18 protein-coding genes are annotated in these 19,817 nt (G+C 67.5%); 9 read left to right on the forward strand and 9 right to left on the reverse strand.

All coding sequences use genetic code 11. The annotated features are described in order from the left end of the window. The first annotated feature begins 5 nt into the window (after positions 1–5). On the forward strand, positions 6–1,718 hold the full coding sequence (locus ACEN9G_RS18270; RefSeq protein WP_483126827.1) for a DUF8614 domain-containing protein: 1,713 nt from the start codon (positions 6–8) through the stop codon (positions 1,716–1,718). Positions 1,719–1,948: 230 nt separating this feature from the next. Continuing rightward, positions 1,949–3,589: a methyl-accepting chemotaxis protein gene (locus ACEN9G_RS18275; protein WP_413343454.1), complete on the forward strand. Its 1,641-nt coding sequence runs from the start codon at positions 1,949–1,951 to the stop codon at positions 3,587–3,589. On the opposite strand, the gene curA is transcribed toward ACEN9G_RS18275, so the two are convergent. Both curA and ACEN9G_RS18285 read right to left on the reverse strand, forming a co-directional pair. Beyond that, entirely contained in the window at positions 3,590–4,597 is a 1,008-nt protein-coding gene (curA, locus tag ACEN9G_RS18280) for an NADPH-dependent curcumin/dihydrocurcumin reductase (protein WP_413343452.1), read from the reverse strand. Positions 4,598–4,607: 10 nt separating this feature from the next. Beyond that, on the reverse strand, positions 4,608–5,825 hold the full coding sequence (locus ACEN9G_RS18285; protein WP_483126828.1) for an MFS transporter: 1,218 nt from the start codon (positions 5,823–5,825) through the stop codon (positions 4,608–4,610). A gap of 77 nt (positions 5,826–5,902) precedes the next feature. Here ACEN9G_RS18285 and ACEN9G_RS18290 point away from each other — a divergent pair, with 77 nt between their 5' ends. The 4 genes from ACEN9G_RS18290 (at position 5,903) to ACEN9G_RS18305 (ending at position 9,742) form a co-directional block, all read left to right on the forward strand. After that, a complete protein-coding gene (locus ACEN9G_RS18290) occupies positions 5,903–6,862 on the forward strand; it encodes an AraC family transcriptional regulator (RefSeq protein WP_413345158.1) in 960 nt (319 codons plus the stop codon). A gap of 106 nt (positions 6,863–6,968) precedes the next feature. Next, positions 6,969–7,658 carry a hypothetical protein gene (locus ACEN9G_RS18295; RefSeq protein ID WP_413345156.1) on the forward strand — a complete coding sequence of 230 codons (690 nt, stop codon included), beginning with the start codon at positions 6,969–6,971 and terminating at the stop codon, positions 7,656–7,658. 84 nt (positions 7,659–7,742) lie between these two features. After that, complete coding sequence (locus ACEN9G_RS18300) at positions 7,743–8,774, forward strand: BON domain-containing protein (protein WP_483126829.1); 1,032 nt, start codon at positions 7,743–7,745, stop codon at positions 8,772–8,774. Positions 8,775–8,905: 131 nt separating this feature from the next. Beyond that, positions 8,906–9,742, forward strand: a complete 837-nt coding sequence (locus tag ACEN9G_RS18305) for an HDOD domain-containing protein (RefSeq protein ID WP_413343510.1) — start codon at positions 8,906–8,908, stop codon at positions 9,740–9,742. A 6-nt stretch (positions 9,743–9,748) separates the two neighbouring features. Here the strand turns inward: ACEN9G_RS18305 and ACEN9G_RS18310 are convergent, their stop codons facing one another. The 5 genes from ACEN9G_RS18310 to ACEN9G_RS18330 form a co-directional block, all read right to left on the reverse strand. Beyond that, the gene (locus ACEN9G_RS18310; protein WP_371769137.1) at positions 9,749–10,555 is read right to left on the reverse strand and encodes a helix-turn-helix domain-containing protein; all 807 of its coding nucleotides are present in this window, start codon (positions 10,553–10,555) and stop codon (positions 9,749–9,751) included. A 48-nt stretch (positions 10,556–10,603) separates the two neighbouring features. Beyond that, on the reverse strand, positions 10,604–11,326 hold the full coding sequence (locus ACEN9G_RS18315) for a DUF4198 domain-containing protein (RefSeq protein WP_413343508.1): 723 nt from the start codon (positions 11,324–11,326) through the stop codon (positions 10,604–10,606). A 32-nt stretch (positions 11,327–11,358) separates the two neighbouring features. Further along, positions 11,359–12,501: a DUF4331 family protein gene (locus tag ACEN9G_RS18320; protein ID WP_413343507.1), complete on the reverse strand. Its 1,143-nt coding sequence runs from the start codon at positions 12,499–12,501 to the stop codon at positions 11,359–11,361. Next, on the reverse strand, positions 12,498–13,277 hold the full coding sequence (locus tag ACEN9G_RS18325) for an isocitrate lyase/PEP mutase family protein (RefSeq protein ID WP_413343505.1): 780 nt from the start codon (positions 13,275–13,277) through the stop codon (positions 12,498–12,500). The genes ACEN9G_RS18320 and ACEN9G_RS18325 overlap by 4 nt, the downstream gene beginning before the upstream one ends. 92 nt (positions 13,278–13,369) lie before the next feature. Further along, on the reverse strand, positions 13,370–14,278 hold the full coding sequence (locus ACEN9G_RS18330; protein ID WP_483126830.1) for a LysR family transcriptional regulator: 909 nt from the start codon (positions 14,276–14,278) through the stop codon (positions 13,370–13,372). Positions 14,279–14,381: 103 nt separating this feature from the next. Here ACEN9G_RS18330 and ACEN9G_RS18335 point away from each other — a divergent pair, with 103 nt between their 5' ends. Further along, complete coding sequence (locus ACEN9G_RS18335) at positions 14,382–14,936, forward strand: cysteine hydrolase family protein (RefSeq protein WP_413339642.1); 555 nt, start codon at positions 14,382–14,384, stop codon at positions 14,934–14,936. A gap of 137 nt (positions 14,937–15,073) precedes the next feature. Further along, entirely contained in the window at positions 15,074–15,958 is an 885-nt protein-coding gene (locus tag ACEN9G_RS18340) for a choice-of-anchor A family protein (RefSeq protein ID WP_483126831.1), read from the forward strand. Here the strand turns inward: ACEN9G_RS18340 and ACEN9G_RS18345 are convergent. Together ACEN9G_RS18345 and ACEN9G_RS18350 are read right to left on the reverse strand one after the other, a co-directional pair. Next, positions 15,955–17,124, reverse strand: coding sequence for an MFS transporter (locus ACEN9G_RS18345; protein ID WP_413339646.1), 1,170 nt, complete (start codon positions 17,122–17,124; stop codon positions 15,955–15,957). The genes ACEN9G_RS18340 and ACEN9G_RS18345 overlap by 4 nt on opposite strands. A gap of 103 nt (positions 17,125–17,227) precedes the next feature. Continuing rightward, positions 17,228–17,842, reverse strand: coding sequence for an IMPACT family protein (locus tag ACEN9G_RS18350; RefSeq protein ID WP_413339648.1), 615 nt, complete (start codon positions 17,840–17,842; stop codon positions 17,228–17,230). A 128-nt stretch (positions 17,843–17,970) separates the two neighbouring features. Here ACEN9G_RS18350 and ACEN9G_RS18355 point away from each other — a divergent pair, with 128 nt between their 5' ends. Next, positions 17,971–19,812: a glycoside hydrolase family 13 protein gene (locus ACEN9G_RS18355; protein WP_413339650.1), complete on the forward strand. Its 1,842-nt coding sequence runs from the start codon at positions 17,971–17,973 to the stop codon at positions 19,810–19,812. Positions 19,813–19,817: the final 5 nt, after the last annotated feature.

Raw genomic sequence — 19,817 nt, forward strand, 5'->3', positions numbered from 1 at the left:
CCCCAATGAAGCACCTCCTCGCCCCCCTGGCGCTGGCCGCAGCGACCCTGTGCGCCACCGTCCACGCCGCCCCCGCCACCGCCCCGCAACTGCAGACGATGGCCAAGCGCTTCGCCCCCGTCGACCTGACGGCCGACACGGCGAAACTGTCCGCCGGCGACCGCGTCGCCATCGCCAGATTGATCGAAGCGGCGAAGATCGTCGACACCCTGCAGCTGCGCCAGCGCTGGTCCGGCAACGAGGCGCTGTGGGCCGCGCTGCACAAGGACGCCACGCCGCTGGGCAAGGCACGCCGCGACTACTTCTGGCTGAACAAGGGCCCGTGGTCGATCATCGACGGCAACGCATCCTTCATGCCCGCGGAATACGCCGGCATCAGGATCCCCGCCGAGAAGCCGGCCGGCGCGAATTTTTATCCGGAAGGCGCGAGCAAGCAGGAACTCGAGGCGTGGATGAACGGCCTGCCGGCCGCCGACAAGGAACAGGCCCAGTGGTTCTTCACCGTGATCCGCAAGGACAAGGCAGGCAAATTCACCATCGTGAAGTACTCGGACGAGTACCGTAACGAGCTGCAAAAACTGTCGAAGCTGCTGAAGGAAGCCGCGAACGCCACCGACAACGCGTCGCTGAAAAAATTCCTGAACCTGCGCGCCGACGCCTTCCTGTCGAACGACTACCTCGCCTCCGATTTCGCGTGGATGGACCTGGATTCCCCGGTCGACGTCACCATCGGCCCATATGAGACGTACAACGACGAACTGTTCGGCTACAAGGCCGCGTTCGAAGCGTACGTGAACGTGCGCGACCAGAAGGAGACGGAGAAGCTGAACTTCTTCGGCAAGCACATGCAGGAGCTGGAAAACAACCTGCCGCTCGATCCGAAGTACCGCAATCCGAAGGTCGGGGCGATCGCGCCGATGGTCGTCGTGAACCAGGTCTACGGCGCCGGCGACGGTAACATGGGCGTGCAGACGGCCGCCTACAACCTGCCGAACGACGAGCGCATCATCCGCCAGCGCGGCTCCAAGCGCGTGATGCTGAAGAACGTCCAGGAAGCCAAGTTCGAGGCGACCCTGACGCCGATCTCGAAGCTCGTGCTGCGTCCGGCCGACCAGAAGGACCTCGATTTCGACTCGTTCTTCACGCACATCCTCGCGCACGAGATCATGCACGGCCTGGGTCCGCACGCGACGACGCAGAACGGCCAGCCATCCACGCCGCGCCAGGACCTGAAGGATGCCTACTCGACCATCGAGGAAGCGAAGGCCGACGTCACCGGCCTGTGGGCGCTCACCTATATGATGGACAAGGGCCAGCTGAAGGCGTCGCTGGGGCAGGGCACGGCTGCCGAGCGCAAGCTGTACAACACGTACCTCGCATCCGCCTTCCGCACCCTGCACTTCGGCCTGACGGATTCGCACGCGCGCGGCATGGCCATCCAGATGAACTACCTGCTCGACAAGGGCGCCTTCGTGTCGCACGGCGACGGCACGTTCTCCGTCGACTTTGCCAAGATCAAGGGCGCGGTGGCGGACCTCGACCGCGAGTTCCTGACGATCGAAGCGCTAGGGGATTACGCCCGCGCGCAGGATCTCATGAAGCGCTATGTCGTCATCCGTCCGGACGTGCAGAAGGCGCTGGACAAGATGAAGGCCGTGCCGAACGATATCCGGCCGGCGTTCGTGACGGCGGCGCAGCTGGTGCCCGCGCACCGCTGAGCACCGTCATACCGTCATCCCCGCGCAAGCGGGGATCCATACTGAGCCGAACAGGATACTCAGTATGGGTTCCCGCTTTCGCGGGAACGACGTCGCTGTTTTCGGCAATAAAACCCTGCCAAAGGGCAGGTATTAGACCTGCCCCAACATCAAATTTGGCATTTGTGTGCTATATTTGGAATCGTTTCCTGTTGGAAATATTTATTCCGATCCCATCACGCGAGCACACAATGACAACCACTGGACTCACGATCGGCAAACGACTGGCTTTCGGTTTCGGCAGCGTCCTCGCCCTCATGGCGGTGCTGGCCGGCCTCGCCATCCACCGCGTCGGCCAGATCGACGACATCCTCATCCGCATCAACGACGTCAACAGCGTCAAGCAACGCTATGCGATCAATTTCCGCGGCAGCGTGCACGACCGCTCGATCGCCATCCGCGACGTCGTGCTGGCTTCCACGGCCCCGACGGCCCAGCGCCACGCCGACCTGATCAAGAAACTGGACGACGACTACCAGCGCTCGGCCGCGCCGCTCGACCAGCTGTTCGCGGCGCGCAGCGACATCCTGCCGGAGGAAAAGCAGGCGCTGGCCGCCATCAAGGACGTCGAGCGCCGCACGCAGCCGCTGATCGCGCAACTCATCGCCCTGCGCCAGGCCGACAATACGGCCGAAGCGACGACATTGCTGGACAAGCAGGCCGGCCCCGCCTTCGTCGACTGGCTCGCCAGCGTCAACCGCCTCATCGACCTGGAGGAAAAGCTGAACAACGACGCGGCCGCGCAGGCGCGCGCGCTGTCGCACAGTTTCTTTGCCTGGATGCTCGCGATCCTCGCCGTCGCCGCCGCTGCCGGCGCGGCCGCGGCCTGGTTCATCAGCCACGGCCTGCTGCGCCAGCTGGGCGGCCAGCCGGACTACGCCGTCGAGATCGCGGGCGCCATCGCGGCCGGCGACCTGTCCGTACCGATCGAGACCCGTGCCGAGGACCGTTCCAGCCTGCTGTACGCGATGAAAGGCATGCGCGACAGCCTCGTGAACATCGTCAGCCAGGTGCGCGCGGGCACGCTCACGATCGCCAATGCGTCGACGGAAATCGCGGCCGGCAACCAGGACCTGTCCGAGCGCAGCGAGCGCCAGGCCGGCACGCTGGAAGAGACGGCGTCGTCGATGGAAGAACTGACGGGCACCGTGCGCCAGAACGCGGACAACGCACGCCAGGCGAACACCCTCGCCGAGTCGGCATCGGGCGTGGCCCTGCGCGGCGGCGCCGTCGTGGCGCAGGTCGTGCAGACGATGGCGTCGATCAACGAGTCGTCGAAGCAGATCGCCGAGATCATCAGCGTCATCGACGGCATCGCGTTCCAGACGAATATCCTCGCGCTGAACGCGGCCGTCGAGGCGGCCCGTGCGGGCGAGCAGGGACGGGGCTTCGCCGTCGTCGCGGGCGAGGTGCGCAGCCTGGCGCAACGTTCGGCCGCGGCCGCGAAGGAAATCAAGACGCTGATCAGCGATTCCGTCGCCAAGGTCGACGACGGCGCCAAGCTCGTCGACGAGGCGGGCAGCACGATGGAAGAAATCGTCACGAGCGTGAAGCGCGTGACGGACATCATGGCCGAGATCAGCCATGCGAGCCAGGAGCAGAGCGCCGGCATCGAACAGGTCAACCGCGCCATCGGCCAGATGGACGAAGCGACGCAGCAGAACGCGGCGCTCGTCGAACAGGCCGGCGCCGCGGCGTCCGCGCTGCAGGACGAAGCCGCGAACCTCGCGCGCCTCGTCAGCATTTTCAAGCTGGATGCGCAGGCGGCGCGGCCGTCCGCGAGCCTGGCCGTCGTGCCGGCCGCGCGCCAGGGGCGTATCGCCGCCGCGTGATCAAACCCGCACGACGAGCTTGCCGAAGTTCCGCCCCTGCAGCAGGCCGATGAACGCTGCGGGGGCGTTTTCCAGCCCGTCGACGACGTCTTCCTTCACCTTGATCCTGCCGGCCGCCAGCCAGCCGGCCATGTCGTCGCGGAAGGCGTCGAAGCGCGTCCCGTAGTGATCCAGGATGATGAACCCCTGCATGCGGATGCGTTTCGACAGCAGGGTCGCCATCCACGTGGCGAGACGGTCCGGGCCCTCGGCAACGCCGCCGTTGTAGTGGGAAATGAAGCCGCACACGGGCACGCGCGCGTTCACGTTCAACAGCGGCCGCACGGCATCGAACACGGCGCCGCCCACGTTCTCGAAATACACGTCGATCCCGTCCGGGCAGGCAGCCGCCAGCAGCTCGGCGAAGCGCGGATCGCGATGGTCCACGCACGCATCGAAACCCAGTTCTTCCACCGCGTACCGGCATTTGTCGGGACCACCGGCGATGCCGACGACGCGCGCACCCTTGATCTTCGCGATCTGGCCCACCACCGAGCCGACGGCGCCGGTGGCCGCCGCGACGACCACGGCCTCGCCGGGCTGCGGCATGCCGATGTCGAGCAGCCCGACGTACGCCGTGAAGCCGGGCATGCCGAGCGTGCCCAGCGCCAGCGACGGGCGCGCCAGGTCGCCCACGGGCATCAGGCCGCTGCCGTCCGACAGCGCATACTCCTGCCAGCCCGCGGCGCCGACGACGAGGTCGCCGGCCTTGTAGTCCGGATGGCGCGACTCGACCACGCGGCTGACCGTGCCGCCGACCATCGTCGCGCCCAGCGGCACGGGATCGGCATAGCCAGGGCCGACTTGCTCCATCAGGTTGCGCATGTACGGGTCGAGCGACAGCCATTCGGTGCGCAGCAGCACCTGGCCGTCCCGCGGCACCGGAACCGGTGTGTCTTCGAGACGGAAATCCGTCGGGGTCGGAACGCCTTGCGGATGGACGGCAAGGACGATACGGCGATTCGTCATGGTGGTCTCCTTAATTGGATGCGGGGCGCGGACCGTAGCGCACGACGAGCAGTGCGCCGAGCGCGAGCGCGACGGTGGCGAAGATGGGGCCGCTCGGCGCACCGATCCGGTCGACGAGGATGCCGCCGCCGACGGCGCCGCTGGCGATGGCGATCTGGAATGCGGCGACGAGCAGCCCGCCCGCGCCCTCGGCCTGGTCCGGCGCGGCGCGCACGATCCAGGTCTGGAAGCCGATCGGGAAGGCGCCGAACGCGAAGCCCCATGCCGCGATCGCCGCGATGGTCACGGGGACCGACGTGCCCGCGACCCATAACGTGGCGGCCAGCAGCGCGATCAGGGCGGCGCCTGCCACGATGGCGAGGCGCTCGCTGCGCGCGGCCAGGAAGCCGCCGGCGATATTGCCGAAGAAGCCCGCGATACCGTATGCCAGCAGGGCCGCGGAAATCGCACTGACCGACAGGTGCGTGACCTGTTCCATGAACGGGCGGATGTAGGTGAAGCCGGCAAAGTGCCCGGAAATCACGAGCAGCACGGCGAGCAGCGCGACGCGCACGTTGGTCCGGCCCAGCAGTTCGAACAGGACTTTGACGTTCGGGTTGTCCTTCGGCGGCAGCGCGGGGATGGTGACGCATTGCGCGGCCAGCGTGAAGACGCTGACGACGCCGGCCGCCACGAACGCGCTGCGCCAGCCCCACAGGTCGCCCATGTACGCGCCGACCGGCGCCGCGCACACGGTGGCGACGGAGACGCCGGTGAGGATGAGCGACATGGCCCGTGCAAACAGGTGCTCCGGGACGAGGCGCATCGCGAGCGCGGCGGCCATCGACCAGAAGCCGCCGAGGCCGATGCCCAGCAGCGCCCGCGCCGCGATCAGCACCGGCAGGCTGTGCGCCGTCGCGGCGAGCACATTGGACAGCACCAGCAGCGACGTCAGCGCGAGGATCACCCGCTTGCGGTCGAGGTTCCGCGTGAGGACGGGGATGGTCAGCGCGGCCGCGGCGCCCACCGCCGCGGTGGCGGTGACGGCCTGGCCGGCGGCGCCGTCGGACACGCCGAGGTCGGCGGCCATCGCCGTCAGCAGGCTCGCCGGCAGGAACTCGGCCGTCACGAGACCGAACACGCCCAGCGTCAGGCTGGCGATGCCGCCCCAGTTGGCGTTTTTCGCCTGGGCCGCGACGCGCGGCGGCGCGACATGCGCGTCTGCGTCGATGCAGGTGGATTCATTCATGGATACCTCGGGATATTGTGGAAATGGCAGTGTAGGGCTAAGATTCTGGACTTTCCATGCCATTCAATCCGAATCTCATGACCATTCGTCCAAACAGGGATCCGAAGACCGGCCAGGACGCCCTGACCGAAATCCTCCTCGGCCTGCGCCTCGACGGCGTCGAATACGGCCGCTGCGTGATGCGCGAGCCGTGGGCCGTCGCGTTCCCCGCCAAGCGGGAGGCGAGCTTTCACTTCGTCGCGCAAGGCAGCTGCTGGATGCACACGGCCACCAAGGGCTGGCTGCAGCTGAATCCCGGCGACGCCGTGCTGCTGCCGCACGGTACGGCGCACGTGATGGCCAGCAGCCCGGACCTGCCGGCGGTGGAGATCGACTCGCTGGCGCGCAAGGCCGTGTCGGAAAACCTGTATCTCGTGAGCGGCACCGGTGCGCAGGATGCGGCGGCGGAGCAGGTCCTGTTCTGCGGCGCGATGCGGTTCAATCTCGACCCGCTGCACCCGCTGCTGGCGATGATGCCGGAGGCGATGCGCGCCGCCGACCTGGGCCAGCGCGACCCGGCCGTGCACGCGATGCTGGAAGCGATGGAGCGCGAAGTCGCGCTCGACCGCATCGGCGCCTGCGGCATCCTCGCGCGGCTGGCGGACGTGCTGGCCGCGAGCATCATCCGCGCATGGGTCGAATGCGCGTGCAGCGATGCGAGCGGGTGGATCGCGGCCGTGCGCTGTCCGCAGATCGGACGCGTGCTGGCGGCGATCCACCGCCAGCCGGAGCGCGACTGGTCGGTGAGCGAACTGGCCGGCGTGATGGGCGCGTCGCGGTCCAGCTTCATCGACAAGTTTTCCAGCGCCGTCGGCGAAACTCCGGCCAAGTACGTTGCCAAGGTCAAGATGTTCCAGGCGCGGCACTGGATCGCGCGCGACGGCATGCGCGTGGCGACCGTCGCGAACCGGCTCGGCTACGACTCCGAGGCGTCGTTCAGCCGCGCCTTCAAACGCGTCATCGGGCATCCGCCCAGCGAGGCGCGCGTGGCCGGATAGGCAAGATTACGCTTTTAAACAGGCGCAAAAATATTGCTGAAAAAGGGGCTTCAACCGGATTTAAAATTGCCGTTAGGCATTTTAAATATCCAACGGGAAGCCCATCATGTCCAAAGCCGTCCTCGCCGCAGCGCTGCTGTGCGCAACCCTTCCCGCCGCCGCCGCCGACCTCACGCCGCTGGAGCAGCGCTGGCTCGGTGCCGCGCTCCCCGTCCTCGCGTACTCGCGCAGCCTGAACCTGCCCATCGATGTCGTCGTCCAGCCGCAGGCCGGCCCGAACGACGTGCCGATGGCGATGGGCTTCGCGGGCGGCCGCTGCAAGCTCGTGCTGTCGCTGCGCGGCAATCCGGATGCCGAGCGCCAGCTCGACGGCGTGCCGGCGGCCGGGCAGGGCGAATTGATCGAGGCGATGGCGGCCCACGAGATCGGCCATTGCTGGCGCTATGCGCAGGGCGCGTGGCATGCGCTGCCGGCCGGTTTCGTCGAGGTGAACGAAGAGACGGCGGACGATCCGTCGCTGCTGGCGGCATCGAAGGCGATGCGCGAAACCCGCCGCGAGGAAGGCTATGCCGACCTGGTGGCGCTGGCCTGGACGCACGACCGCCACCCCGGCGACTACGGCCGCATCTACGCGTGGCTGGAAAAGCTCAGGCACGACCAGCCGGTTGCGCGCAACGGCCACGATACCCGCGCATGGGTGGGCCTCGCGCGCGACGGCGCGCGCTTCGGCAGTGCCGGCAAGCCGTTCGAGGACGCGGCGCCGTTGTGGCGCGAGGGGCTGCTCAGCGACGATTGAGACTAGCGTTCGTTGCCGCACAGAGGTCCCTGGCGTGCGGGCGTTAAATCTGGCTGTCACAACAAACAACACAGGGACAAGACCATGAAAACGCTGATTGCGACCTTGCTCGCGACGGCTGCAGGCGCGAGCTTCGCCGCGGCACCGACTGCGGCACTCAACCACGACCCGGCGACCTACCGCAATCTCACCCAGAAAGCGGAGTCGGAATACCGGGCGGCGACAGCGAAATGCGACGCCCGGAGCGGCAGCGACAAGGACATCTGCATGGCCGAAGCCCGGCTGGCGCGCACCCGCACCGAGGCCGATGCACTGTCCAAGTACAACAACACGGCAGCCGGCCGCGCCCGCACGCGCACCAACGTCGCCGACGCCGAGTACGACCTGGCCAAGGCCAAGTGCGACGCGAAGAGCGGCGCCGACAAGGACAGCTGCATGGATAACGCGAAATCCGTGCACACGGCCGCGCTGGCCGACGCCAAGGCCGACCGCGCAGGCACGACGAGCAGCGGCGCCAGCGGCGGCGGCAGCCAGGCTGCCGGCGGCGGCCTCGTGACCAGCACCGATACGCGCGACCCGGCCAAGGCGGCCGCCGTCGACAAGTGTGCGCAGATGGGCGCCGATGCAAAGACGGGTTGCCTCGTCGAAACGAAACCGTCGGCCGTGCGCGACACCGCTGCGGATGCGGCATCAAAGACGCGCGACACTGCCGCGACCGCGGGCGACAAAGTGAAGGCCGCGGCCGCGACAGTTGCTGAAAAGACGAAGGAAGTAGCGCACTCGGCCGTCGAGAAGACGAAGGAGGCCGGTTCGACCGTTGCCCAGAAGACCGACAACGCGATGGACCGCACCGGCGACCAGACGGTCGACAAGACCCGCAATGCCGCCGGCAAGACCCGCGTGGCCGCCTCCGATACCGCCATCACCACCAAGGTGAAGGCCGGCCTCGTCAAGGAACCGAACCTCGATTCGCTCGGCATCCATGTCGAGACGGAAAAGGGCGTCGTGATGCTCAGCGGCTTCGTGAATTCGAAGGAACAGGCCGACAAGGCTGTGAAAGTCGCGAAGGGCGTCGACGGCGTAGCCAGCGTCAAGAGCGCCATCAAGGTCAAATAAGCCATACCACTTTCTGCCCCTCTGCGGCCCGCCGAAGTTGGCGGGCCGTTTTTTTTGCTGATCTACCACAAGTTGTCACGAAGCCGCCGGAAACGCATTTACGTTGGATACGGCACGGTATAATCGCGGCCGTGAACAGACTCGAAGCTTTTGGAACCATCGCCGCCCAGGCGGCGCGCGGTGAGATTTCCTTCCCGACCAGCGTGAACGCGGTGCTGCGCCTGCAGCACGCGCTCAACGATCCCGATTGCCACCTGGAGGACGCGATCCGCCTCGTACTGGGCGAGCCGCAGCTGGCGGCGCGCACGGTGGCGCTGGCCAATTCCTCGACGTTCAACACGAGCGGGCGTCCCGTCACCAACGTGCGCTCGGCCGTGACGCGGGTCGGCTACCGCAACCTGCAGATGCTCGTCGCCAGCCTCGTCGTGCGCCAGTTCGGCGCCCGCATCGAGGATCCGGACCTGCGCGCCAAGGCCGAGCAGCTGTGGGAACACACGGTGCAGGTCGCCGCGCTGGCCCATGTGTTCGCGCACCACGTTACCTTCGTCAATCCGGACACGGCGATGTTCGCCGGCATCGTCCACGAGGTCGGCGGCTTTTACCTGCTGTCGCGCGCCGACGGCTTCCCGGGCCTGCTGGACGACGATCCGGAAAAATGGGCCGAGCTGTGCGAGGACGTCGTCACGCGCGAAGTGGCGCGCAAGCTGGCGCTGCCCGATCCAGTCGCCGAGGCGATCTTCGAGCTGCGCGGCGCCTGGCTGCACATGCCGCCCGCTTCGCTGCTCGACACGCTGCTGCTGGCGAACATGTACGCCAGCGTGCCGTCGCCGCTCGGCACGGCGCGCGCACCCTTGCCCGAACACAGCGAGAGCGCGCTCGACTACCTGCTGGACGAGGAAACCCTCCAGCGCATGATCGAGGAAGCGTCGGAGATCGCCGCGTCGATGGGCGGCGCGCTGCTCGTCTGACGGATTTCAGCCGCCGAGCTGGCGGCAGAACTGCGCCGTCGCCTCGTCCATCGGAAAGCACGATTCGATGTGCAGCCCGTCGATGGTGACGTCGCGCGGCGTGCCGAACGTCGTGATCGTCGAAAAGAAGCTCAGCGTCACGCCGCGGTGACGGAATTCCGTCGTCAGCAGCGGCGCCGGCGGCGTATCGAGGTCGCGCAGCCGCCAGCGCGACGGCACGTTCGGATACGCGAGGATCTCGTCCAGCAGCGCCCGCGCCTTCGTATCCGTCGGCGACCCCGCGACCAGTGCGTGCAGGTGGCCGATCAGCGTGCCGCCCACGTCGTCCCAGTTCGCCAGCGCGCCCCGCAGGTCGTCCGGATCGAACACGGCGCGCAGCATGTTCGCGTGCCTGCTCGCCCGCCCGTCGAGCACGAAACCGTTCACGCGCTGCGCCGCCTGGTTCGTCGCGAGGATGTCCCAGTGCCGGTTCATGAGGAATGCGGGATACGGTTCCTGCTGGCGCAGGATGAAATCGATCGCCTGGTTGATGCGGCCCATGGCCGGCGTGTCGAGCCCCGTCTCCGGATAGCTCGGCGCATAACCGCCCGCGCGAAGCAGCGCGTTACGTTCGCGCAGCGGCATGTCCAGCACGTCGGCCAGGCGCATCAGCAGCGTCCTGCTGGGCTGCGCCTTGCCCGTTTCGATGCAGCTGAGGTGGCGGGCGGAGATGTTCGCGTCCAGCGACAGGTCGAGCTGGCTCAGGCGCCGCGCCGCGCGCCATTCGCGCAGGAGCAGGCCGACGGGGACGGGGGCGAGGTCGAGAGGCGTCATCCGCCGATGATAACCCGGCCGCGCGGCGCCGGGCCATGACGTCCGAGGTCATGGGTCGATCCCGAAGGACAGGCTCGAAAAGATCGTGTCGTAGTCGATGCCTTCGTCACCGTCCAGCGGCGTGGTCCACACGACGTTCAGCAGCCAGTGGCCCGGCGGCGGACGATGCAGCCGCACGAGGCCTTCGCCATCCGTGACCTGCGCGGCGACGGGCTGCGCGTCGTGGTCGAGGTCCGTCAGTTTTACTAGTGCGCGCCGCAACGGACAGCCTTTGAAGATGACTTGCGCCGTCAGCATGCCGCCGTCCGACGGCGATGTCATCAACACGATTTCCAGCGGCAGGCCGAGGCGCTTCATGGCCAGGTCCTGGCTGCCTTCGCCGGGCGCGCCGGCCTGCACGAGCGCCTTCGCCACGCGCCGGTAACGTTCGAAGACATCGCGTCCGCGCGCGGCCGCCGCGGGCCACAAACCCTCTTCCCGCACGTAGGCGTCGAACCGGTCGGCCGGCAGATGGCTCAGCGCGTCCGCGTCCGTTTCCAGTACCAGCAGATGCAGGCCCGGCTCCGCGGGCGCGAGCCTGCCGTCGTTGCGCAAGTCGATGACCTCGCCGGCCGGCGTCCATGCGGCGAAGCGCTGGATGCGGCGCGACGGGATCATCGACGTGCGGCGCGCGTCGCCGTGGCCCACCTGCATGCTCAAGGCGGTGCTGGCGCCCACCGACACGACGAAGCTGTCCGGATTGACCCAGAAGTCGTGTGCGCGGGCATTCATGCACAGGCACAGGATGAGGAACAGGCACACCCTCATAGGAACGGGAACACCGTGTCCGAGTGCGGCTGGTCGTCCGCGCGCACGCCGTCCGTGACGGCATCGTTCATGCCGCCGGCGAGCAGCGAGCGGTACACGTTCACCGCGTCGTAATGGAGTGTCCGGCCGCCGCAGTCTCGCTGCCCGAGCTCCACGCCGAACAGCCGCGTGCACGTGGTGACCGCGCTGTCGACCCACAGCCGGTCGTCGGCCAGCAACCGGGCCAGCGGCAGGTAGCGCTGCCCGGGCGGCGCGGCGGCGTCGATCATGAGCTGGTTGCCGCAGCGGCCGTCGTAGCCGTCGTACAGCGCGAGCGACTTTGCGATGACGGGCACGAATTCGGCCGCCGTGTCCGGTGTCGCCGCGTTGTAGCGGAGCTTGTAGGCGTCGGCGTCCTCGTCGCTGCCCAGGTGCGCGAGCAGGCCGTTGCCCGTCAGCGGCCGGCCCATGCGGTCGATGCGGACGTCGTCGACGAGCGTATCGGCCCACACCGCCAGCACGGGGCCGCCGCGGTTGACGAGGCCGAGGTCGACCTCGAGCACGATCGCCATCGGCGTCCAGCCCGCGAGGAAGTTGCGGGCGGGGCCGCCATCCGTGTGGCGCCACTGGTCGAGGATCGCGGCCGTCTGCGCCGGCGTGTACGCGGGACAGCCCGCCGCATCGCGCGCCACGCGAGGGAGCGTCGCCGCGGCCAGGTCGAACGCGGCGCGCGAACCCTTCACGTTGTTGAAGAACGGGTCGTCGCGCAGGCCCGCGAACAGCCGGCTGCGGCCGCTCGCGCTCGCGAGTCCCGCCAGCCGGCCCGGGTCGCCCTGGATGGTTTCGTCGCGGCCGATCAGGCAGTCCGCCTGCGTCTTCGATGGGAAGCGGCACACGATGTCGGTGCGGGCCGTCGTGTCGGGAAAGCGCGGGCCGCTGTCGATGTGGAACGCGTATTCCGCATTCCTGTCGAGCGCGTGGCCGACGATGGTCATCACGAGATTCAGCCGGCGGCCGTCGGCCGACGTCCACGCGTAGATGTCGCCGATGTCAACGCGCGGGTCCGCGATGACCTTCGGCGAATCCAGGTGGTCGGATGCCGCGGTGAATGCGGAGGACAGCATGAGCGCCGCCGCGAGCGCGAGCCGGGCCGGCATCATGCGGCGACGCCGCGCGCGGCGTCTTCCAGTGCGCGCATCGCCTGCAGGTACGGGCCGGGGCCGTGGCTCAGGCGCGCGACGCCGAGGGCGCGCAACGTGGCCAGGGGTGGCGTGCCGGCGGCGGCCATCAGGTTGACGGGCAGGGGCGATGCCTGCACGAGCCGTTCGATCAGCGCCGCATCGACGAGGCCCGGCACGAACAGGCCATCCGCGCCGTGCGCGGCGTACACGCGGGCGCGCGCCAGCGTGGCGTCGAGCAGGGCGTCGTCGTGATCGCCCGGTGCCGCGAGCAGGAAGCCGTCCGTGCGGGCATTGATGAAGAGCGGGACGTCGATCCCGTCGGCGGCGTCGCGTGCCGCTTGCAGGCGCAGGGCCTGTTCGCCGGGATCGCGCAGGCCGCCGGCCGCGATGCCGTCTTCGAGGTTGCAGCCGACGGCGCCGGCGCGGATCGCTTGCGTGACGGTGTCGGCGACCTCGATCGGCGTGGCGCCATAGCCGCGTTCCAGGTCGACGGTCACGGGCAAGGCGACGGCGCGGGCGATGCGTGCGATGTTGGCAATGGCCAGGTCACGGGGCACGTGTTCGCCGTCCTCGTAACCGTTGGCGGCGGCGACGGCCCAGCTGGCGGTGGCGATGGCCTGGGCGCCGGCGGCGGCGATGGCCTTGGCGCTGCCGGCATCCCAGCAGTTGAAGAGGACGAGCGGCGCGCTTGGCGTGTGCAATGCGCGCAGTGCGTGGGCTTTGAGGACCTGGGCCTTGAGGATCTGGTCGGACATGGTGGTCTCCTGCGTTGTTGGAGACCACAGTGTGGCGATCGAACGCGGCGCGCTCAATCACGTGCGAGGTCATGCCGGCATGACCTCGGAGGTCATGGACAATGCAGGATGCCCGCCTGGTGCGCGCGCGTGGCCGCCAGCAGCCGGCGGTCGCGCAGCACGTCCAGCACGGCCTTGACGCGCGCGCTGCGCATCGTATCGCGCGCTCCCGCCAGCGCGAACTGGCGGCGTGCCGGGATCGGCAGCGGCAGCACGCGCACCTCGTCCGGTTCGGGATACGTCGCGAGGCGCGGCAGGATCGACCAGCCCATGCCGCGCGCCACCATCGCCGCGATGCTCGTGTCGTTGCCCAGCGTGCGCTCGGCCGTGGCGACCAGGCCGGCCGCACGGCAGCGCGCGAGGATCGCATCCGCGCCCGAGCAGCCGAGGCGGATGAACGGCAGACCGTCCAGCTGGCCCCACGTCACGGGCAGCGTGAACGCGCGCGCGGCCGGCACGACGAGCACGTAGTCGTCGGCCACGTACGGGTGGACGACGAAGCCGTCTTCCACGGGCAGCTGGGCGATGCCGACGTCCGCGCGGCCCGCACGCAGCGCGGCCACGACTTCCAGGCGGTCGTTGCAAGCGTCGTCGATGTCGAGCACGAGTTGCGGATGGCGGGCCGCCAGCGCTTCGGCGACATATGGCAGCAGGTGCGTGCCGATGCTGCGGAAGCACGCGATGCGCACCCGGCCTTCGATGGCGTCGTCGTCACGCACGCTGGCGCGCAGGGCGTCTTCGAGCCGCAGCATCGCGCGGGCCTTGTCCAGCACGCGCAGGCCGGCTTCGGTGGGCAGCGAGCCGTCACGCGCACGCGCCAGCAGGCACGTATCCAGTTCGCGTTCCAGCTCCGCGATCGCATGGCTGATGCGCGACTGCGTGCACCCGAGTTCCGCCGCGGCCGCGCTGAAGCTGCCGTGGTCCGCCACCGCGACGAGCATGTGAAGTTGGCTGAGCTTCATGGGCCATCGAAATCTGTCATGGATGAGCCGGCAATTATCCGGCATTTCGGTAGCGTCATGGAGACGCGGCGGCGACCATGTGGTTTTTCATGAAAGGACACACATGCAAACGCTGACCAACGCCGCCCTGATCGTTATCGACGTCCAGCAGGGCTTCCTCGACCCGCGCTGGGGCCGACGCAATCACCCCCAGGCCGAGCAAAACATCGGGGCGCTGCTGGCCGCCTGGAGAAAAGCGGGACGGCCGCTGTTCCACGTCCAGCATGGTTCGCGCAGCGCACGGGGCGCGTTCCATCCTGGCACGCCGGGCCACGCGTTCAAGCGGGAAGCGCAGCCGCTGCCGGGCGAGATCGTCATTCCGAAGGATGTGAACAGTGCCTTCATCGGCACAGACCTGGAAGCGCGGTTGCGCGCGGGCGGCATCGAGACGGTCGTGCTGTGCGGCCTGACGACGGACCACTGCGTGTCGACGACGGCGCGCATGGCCGGCAATCTCGGTTTTCAAACGTTCCTCGTCGAGGATGCCTGCGCGACGCACGAGCGCACGGGGCCGGATGGCACGTGGTTCAGCGCGGAGCAGATGCATGCGACGGCGGTGGCGAGCCTGCATGGCGAATTTGCCACGGTGACGAACACGGCGGCCATGCTGGGTGAATAAGAGGAAATATTCTATCGAGAATTATCGAAAATAATGATACTTTAGAGAATTATAATTTTCTATTGAGAAATATCATGCGCGTTGCCCCGATTGCCCTCGCTGTCGCCATTCTCGGCGCAGGACCCGCTCATGCGACCGTGCTGAATCTGATGGCACCGGTCGGCGGCGCGAACCTGTACGCGATCCACGATTTCACGGCGCCGTCCAGCGACGTCGAAGGCGCGGTGGTGGCCGGGGGCAACGTGACAGTGTCCAGCTATTCGATCAACCGCAATGGCAAGAACGCGTTCGGCAAGGACGGCTATGCGCTCGTCGCGGGCGGCAACCTGTCGTTGCAGGGTGGTTCGATCGAGAACGGCAAGGCGTATGTGGGCGGCACGAGCGCGCTGACTTGGGCCGCGACGCCGCAGATGGCGACGAGCAATCCGGTCGACTTCAAGGCGGCGGCCGGCTATTACACGGGCGTGGCCGATGCGCTGTCCGACCTCGACGCAACGGGCGCGGTGACGCGTCTATGGAGCGGCGTCCAGGTGACGGGCAGCGGGAAGGGCGGCGTCGACATTTTCAACGTGTCGTCCGACCTGTTCGCGAATTCCAGCAGCTGGACTCTCGACAAGCTGGTACCCGGCGAGACGCTCGTCTTCAACGTGAGCGGCAGCGCGGGCACCTTCAACAACGGCGGCATCAGCTTCGAGCCGCTCGCCGGCTACAACGTGCTGTTCAACTTCTACGAAGCGCAGACGATCGACGTGCGCGGCGTGATCGGCAGCGTACTGGCGCCGTATGCGACGCAGACGGCGAACTGGGGCGTCATCAATGGGAATGTGATCGTCGATACCTGGTCGTCCACCGTGCAGGTCAATTCGAATCATTACTTCAATCCGGTCGATATCGCCGGATTGAAGCTCGACCAGGGCGGCGATGCGGCGTCGGCCCATGTGCCGGAGCCGGGCAGTATCGCGCTGGTCCTGGCCGGGCTCGCGGCGGCGGGTGTGGCGAGAAGAAAGCGCCGCGGCGCTTAAGCCGGCACCGCCACCGCGCCCCGCCGGCCATGCGCGCGCATCGCGAGCGCCAGCACGACGCCGGACAGGGCGAGGCTCGCCGCCACCCATTGCGGCGACGCATACGAATAGCCCAGCGTCAGCGGAATCCCGCCGAGGAACGCACCCAGCGCATTGCCGATATTGAAGCCGGACTGGCCCAGCGACGAGCCCAGCATCTCCGCTTCGCGCGAGTGCTCGATCAGCAGCATCTGGATCGGCGGGCCCAGTGCCAGCGCATTCGCGCCGACGGCAAACGCCAGCACCATCATCGCCGGCTGCGACGACGCCAGCAGCGCGTTCATGCACAGCAGCGCAACCATCGTGATCAGGAGGATGATGATCGCGGTCAGCGGCGGCACGCGGTCCGCCAGCTTGCCGCCCACGTTCACGCCGACCGTCATGCCGACGCCCACCGCCGTCATGATCAGCGGGATCGTATTCGCGTGGAAGTGCGTCACGTCCGTCAGCAGCGGGGCGATGTAGCTGAGCCAGGCGAAGAAGCCGCCCGTGCCGATCGACGTGATGCCCAGCGCGAGCCACAGGTTCGGCTTGCGGAAGATCTTCAGGTCCTGGCGCAGCCCTGCGCCCGGCGTCGCCTCGAAATACGGGATCAGCTTGTGCAGCATGATCATCGTCGCGAGGCCGATCACGGCCACGATCAGGAACACGAAGCGCCAGCTCATGTTGTGGCCGAGCCAGGTGCCGGCGGGCACGCCCAGCACGTTGGCAATGGTCAGGCCGGAGAACATGCTGGCAAGCGCGGCCGCTTCCTTGCCCTTGTCCGCGAGACGCGTGGCGACCACGGCGCCCACGCCGAAGAAGGCACCGTGCGGCAGGCCGGCCAGGAAGCGGAACAGCAGCATCGTGTGGAAGTTCGGGGCGAAGGCCGAGAGCGCGTTGAATGCCGTGAACATCAGCATGAACCAGATCAGCACGCTGCGCGGCGGGCGGTGCGACAGCATGCTGACGAGCGTCGGCGCGCCGACGACCACGCCGACCGCATACGCCGAAATCAGATAGCCCGCTTGGGGAATGGAAATGTCCAGGCCGGTCGCGATATCGGGCAGGATGCCCATCATGACGAATTCCGTCATGCCGATACCGAAACCGCCTAGGGCCAGGGGCGCCAGGCTTTTCTTGATCATGTGTGTAGTCTTTCCTGGAGGAAGCCGGACATTATGGCGGCTCGCGTCAGGCGAGTCCGCTTTCGAGTCGTGATGTCCGGTATAGCCTCACATGATAGCGGTATCAGGCCGAGTCTGCTTGCGGGTCGTCGTTTTCCGCGAGCCAATGGATGCGGCCATTGCCCGCCTCGCTCAACCGGGCAATGAGTGCGGCGGCCTTGTCGTCCGGCAGGTGGAAGGCGAATGAGACAACGTCCGCATGCTGGACGGCGTCCAGCGTGGCGCCGGCGGTGTCCAGTTCGCGGCGAATGAGGCCTTCGAGCGGGTAGGGCGCGTCGCAGCGCAGGTGGCGCTGGCGGATGATGGCGATTTTCTGCGCACCCAGCAGCGCCTGGGCGACGCTGTCCGTGTAGGCGCGCACGAGGCCGCCCGCGCCCAGCTTGACGCCGCCGAAATAGCGCACGACGGTCGCCAGTACGCCTTCCAGGTCCTGGTGGCGCAGCACGTCCAGCATGGGACGGCCCGCCGTGCCGCTGGGCTCCCCATCGTCGACGGCGGCCGATTGCCCGCCCGCCAGCAGCGCCCAGCACACGTGCGCGGCGCCCGGATGCGCCGCCTTGAGCCCCGCGACGATCTTCTGCGCCCCGGCCCGGTCGGGCATCGGCTGGACGCAGGCGATGAAGCGGCTTTTCTTGATGATCAGTTCGTGGTGGACGGGGGTGAGGATGGTCTGCGGCATGGGGCCAACAGCTTACTGTATTTCCGCGCAGATCGCTTGCGGAAGTAAAACTACATGTTGTCTATAGGGAGTGCCTTGAAGTCGCCGATTTGTGATGTTACTTTACTACAAATCAACTTGGAGACCTCATGAAGAAGCTTGTTCTTGTCATCTCGGCCTGGTTGCCCGCCCTGTGGGCCGGCGCCGCGCCCTACGCCATCCAGCACGTGGAACCGATGAACTGGTGGGTCGGTATGAAGTCGCCCGACCTGCAGGTGATGGTGCATGGCGAGAAGATCGCCGAGCTGGAGCCGGCGCTGGCTTACCCCGGCGTGCGCATCGCCGGCGTCGAGCGCACGGACAATCCGAACTTCCTGTTCGTGAACCTGAAGATCGGGGCGACGACGAAGCCCGGCGCACTGGAACTGCAGTTCAAGCGCGGCAAGGACGTGGTGACGACCGTGCCATACCGCCTGGAAGCGCGCCGCAAGGATTCGGCGCAGCGGCGCGGCTTCGATTCCGCCGACGCCGTCTACCTGATCGTGCCCGACCGCTTTGCGAACGGGAACCCGGCCAACGACGATGCGGGCATGCGCGAAAAGAGCGATCGGCGCAATCCGGACGGGCGCCACGGCGGCGACCTGGCGGGCATGCAGGCGCAGCTCGATTACATCCGCAACCTCGGATTCACGATGGTCTGGCCCACGCCGCTGCTGGAAAACAACCAGCAGGCGTATTCGTACCACGGCTATGCGCTGACCGATTACTACAAGATCGATCCGCGCTTCGGCAGCAACGAGGACTACCGCAACTACGTGGCCGCGGCCAACGCGCGCGGCATCGGCGTGATCCAGGACATCGTCGTGAACCACATCGGCACGGGCCACTGGTGGATGCGGGACATGCCGTCGTCCGACTGGATCAACCACGGCAGGACGTTCGTCAAGACCAACAACCAGCACACGGTGGCGCAGGACATCCACGCGGCGCCGGAAGAGAAGGCGCGCTTCGTCGACGGCTGGTTCGATACGTCGATGCCGGACGTGAACCAGAAAAACAAGCTGGTGGCCCGCTACCTGATCCAGAACACGCTGTGGTGGATCGAGTACGCGAACCTGTCCGGCATCCGCGAAGACACGTATTCGTATGCCGATCCGGCCTTCCTGAACGATTGGAACCGCGCCGTGCACGCGGAATACCCGCACCTGAACGTCGTCGGCGAGGAGATGGACGACCGCCCGTACATGGTCGCGTACTGGCAGAAGGGCGTCGTCAACCGCGACGGCTTCCGTTCCGAACTGCCGTCCGTGATGGACTTTCCGCTCGTCGACACGGCCCCGAAAGCGCTGACGGCGCCGGAAGACAGCGGCCAGGGCCTCATCAGGATCTACGAGACCATCGCGGCCGACTACCTGTATGCGGACCCGCTGAAGCTGATGGTCTTCCCGGATAACCACGACCGTCCGCGCGTGCTGGCGCAGGTGGACGGCAATATCGACCTCTTGAAGACGGACCTGATCCTGATGGCGACGACGCGCGGCATTCCGCAGATGTTTTATGGGACCGAGATGCTGATCCAGGGGCCGAAGGAGCGCACCGACGGCGTCCTGCGCGCGGACATGCCGGGCGGCTGGGCGGGCGACAAGGTCGATGCGTTCGCGGGTACGGGCCTGACGGACGCCCAGCGCGGCATGCAGCACCTCGTGCGCACACTGTTCAACTGGCGCAAGACCAGTTCCGCCGTCAAGACCGGCAAGCTGACGCACTACATCCCCGGCGATGGCCACTACGTCTACTTCCGCCACGACGGCAGGCAGACGGTGATGGTCGTGCTGAACAAGAATCCGCAGGGCACGCAGCTGGACCTGTCGCGCTTCGCCGGCATGGTGAAGGATGCGCGCCAGGGCCGCAACGTGCTGACCGGCGCCGCCGTCGACCTGCACGCGCCGCTGGCGCTGCCGGCCATGACGTCCGTCGTGGTCGAGTGGTAAGCGGG

Source organism: Massilia sp. Masssp94, assembly GCF_059491305.1.

What these genes read in the sequence shown, in the direction of transcription:
- ACEN9G_RS18270 (WP_483126827.1), top strand. Translation starts at nt 6, where the DNA reads ATGAAGCACCTCCTCGCCCCCCTGGCGCTGGCCGCAGCGACCCTGTGC.
- ACEN9G_RS18275 (WP_413343454.1), top strand. Translation starts at nt 1,949, where the DNA reads ATGACAACCACTGGACTCACGATCGGCAAACGACTGGCTTTCGGTTTC.
- curA (WP_413343452.1), bottom strand. Translation starts at nt 4,597, where the DNA reads ATGACGAATCGCCGTATCGTCCTTGCCGTCCATCCGCAAGGCGTTCCG.
- ACEN9G_RS18285 (WP_483126828.1), bottom strand. Translation starts at nt 5,825, where the DNA reads ATGAATGAATCCACCTGCATCGACGCAGACGCGCATGTCGCGCCGCCG.
- ACEN9G_RS18290 (WP_413345158.1), top strand. Translation starts at nt 5,903, where the DNA reads ATGACCATTCGTCCAAACAGGGATCCGAAGACCGGCCAGGACGCCCTG.
- ACEN9G_RS18295 (WP_413345156.1), top strand. Translation starts at nt 6,969, where the DNA reads ATGTCCAAAGCCGTCCTCGCCGCAGCGCTGCTGTGCGCAACCCTTCCC.
- ACEN9G_RS18300 (WP_483126829.1), top strand. Translation starts at nt 7,743, where the DNA reads ATGAAAACGCTGATTGCGACCTTGCTCGCGACGGCTGCAGGCGCGAGC.
- ACEN9G_RS18310 (WP_371769137.1), bottom strand. Translation starts at nt 10,555, where the DNA reads ATGACGCCTCTCGACCTCGCCCCCGTCCCCGTCGGCCTGCTCCTGCGC.
- ACEN9G_RS18315 (WP_413343508.1), bottom strand. Translation starts at nt 11,326, where the DNA reads ATGAATGCCCGCGCACACGACTTCTGGGTCAATCCGGACAGCTTCGTC.
- ACEN9G_RS18320 (WP_413343507.1), bottom strand. Translation starts at nt 12,501, where the DNA reads ATGATGCCGGCCCGGCTCGCGCTCGCGGCGGCGCTCATGCTGTCCTCC.
- ACEN9G_RS18325 (WP_413343505.1), bottom strand. Translation starts at nt 13,277, where the DNA reads ATGTCCGACCAGATCCTCAAGGCCCAGGTCCTCAAAGCCCACGCACTG.
- ACEN9G_RS18330 (WP_483126830.1), bottom strand. Translation starts at nt 14,278, where the DNA reads ATGAAGCTCAGCCAACTTCACATGCTCGTCGCGGTGGCGGACCACGGC.
- ACEN9G_RS18335 (WP_413339642.1), top strand. Translation starts at nt 14,382, where the DNA reads ATGCAAACGCTGACCAACGCCGCCCTGATCGTTATCGACGTCCAGCAG.
- ACEN9G_RS18345 (WP_413339646.1), bottom strand. Translation starts at nt 17,124, where the DNA reads ATGATCAAGAAAAGCCTGGCGCCCCTGGCCCTAGGCGGTTTCGGTATC.
- ACEN9G_RS18350 (WP_413339648.1), bottom strand. Translation starts at nt 17,842, where the DNA reads ATGCCGCAGACCATCCTCACCCCCGTCCACCACGAACTGATCATCAAG.
- ACEN9G_RS18355 (WP_413339650.1), top strand. Translation starts at nt 17,971, where the DNA reads ATGAAGAAGCTTGTTCTTGTCATCTCGGCCTGGTTGCCCGCCCTGTGG.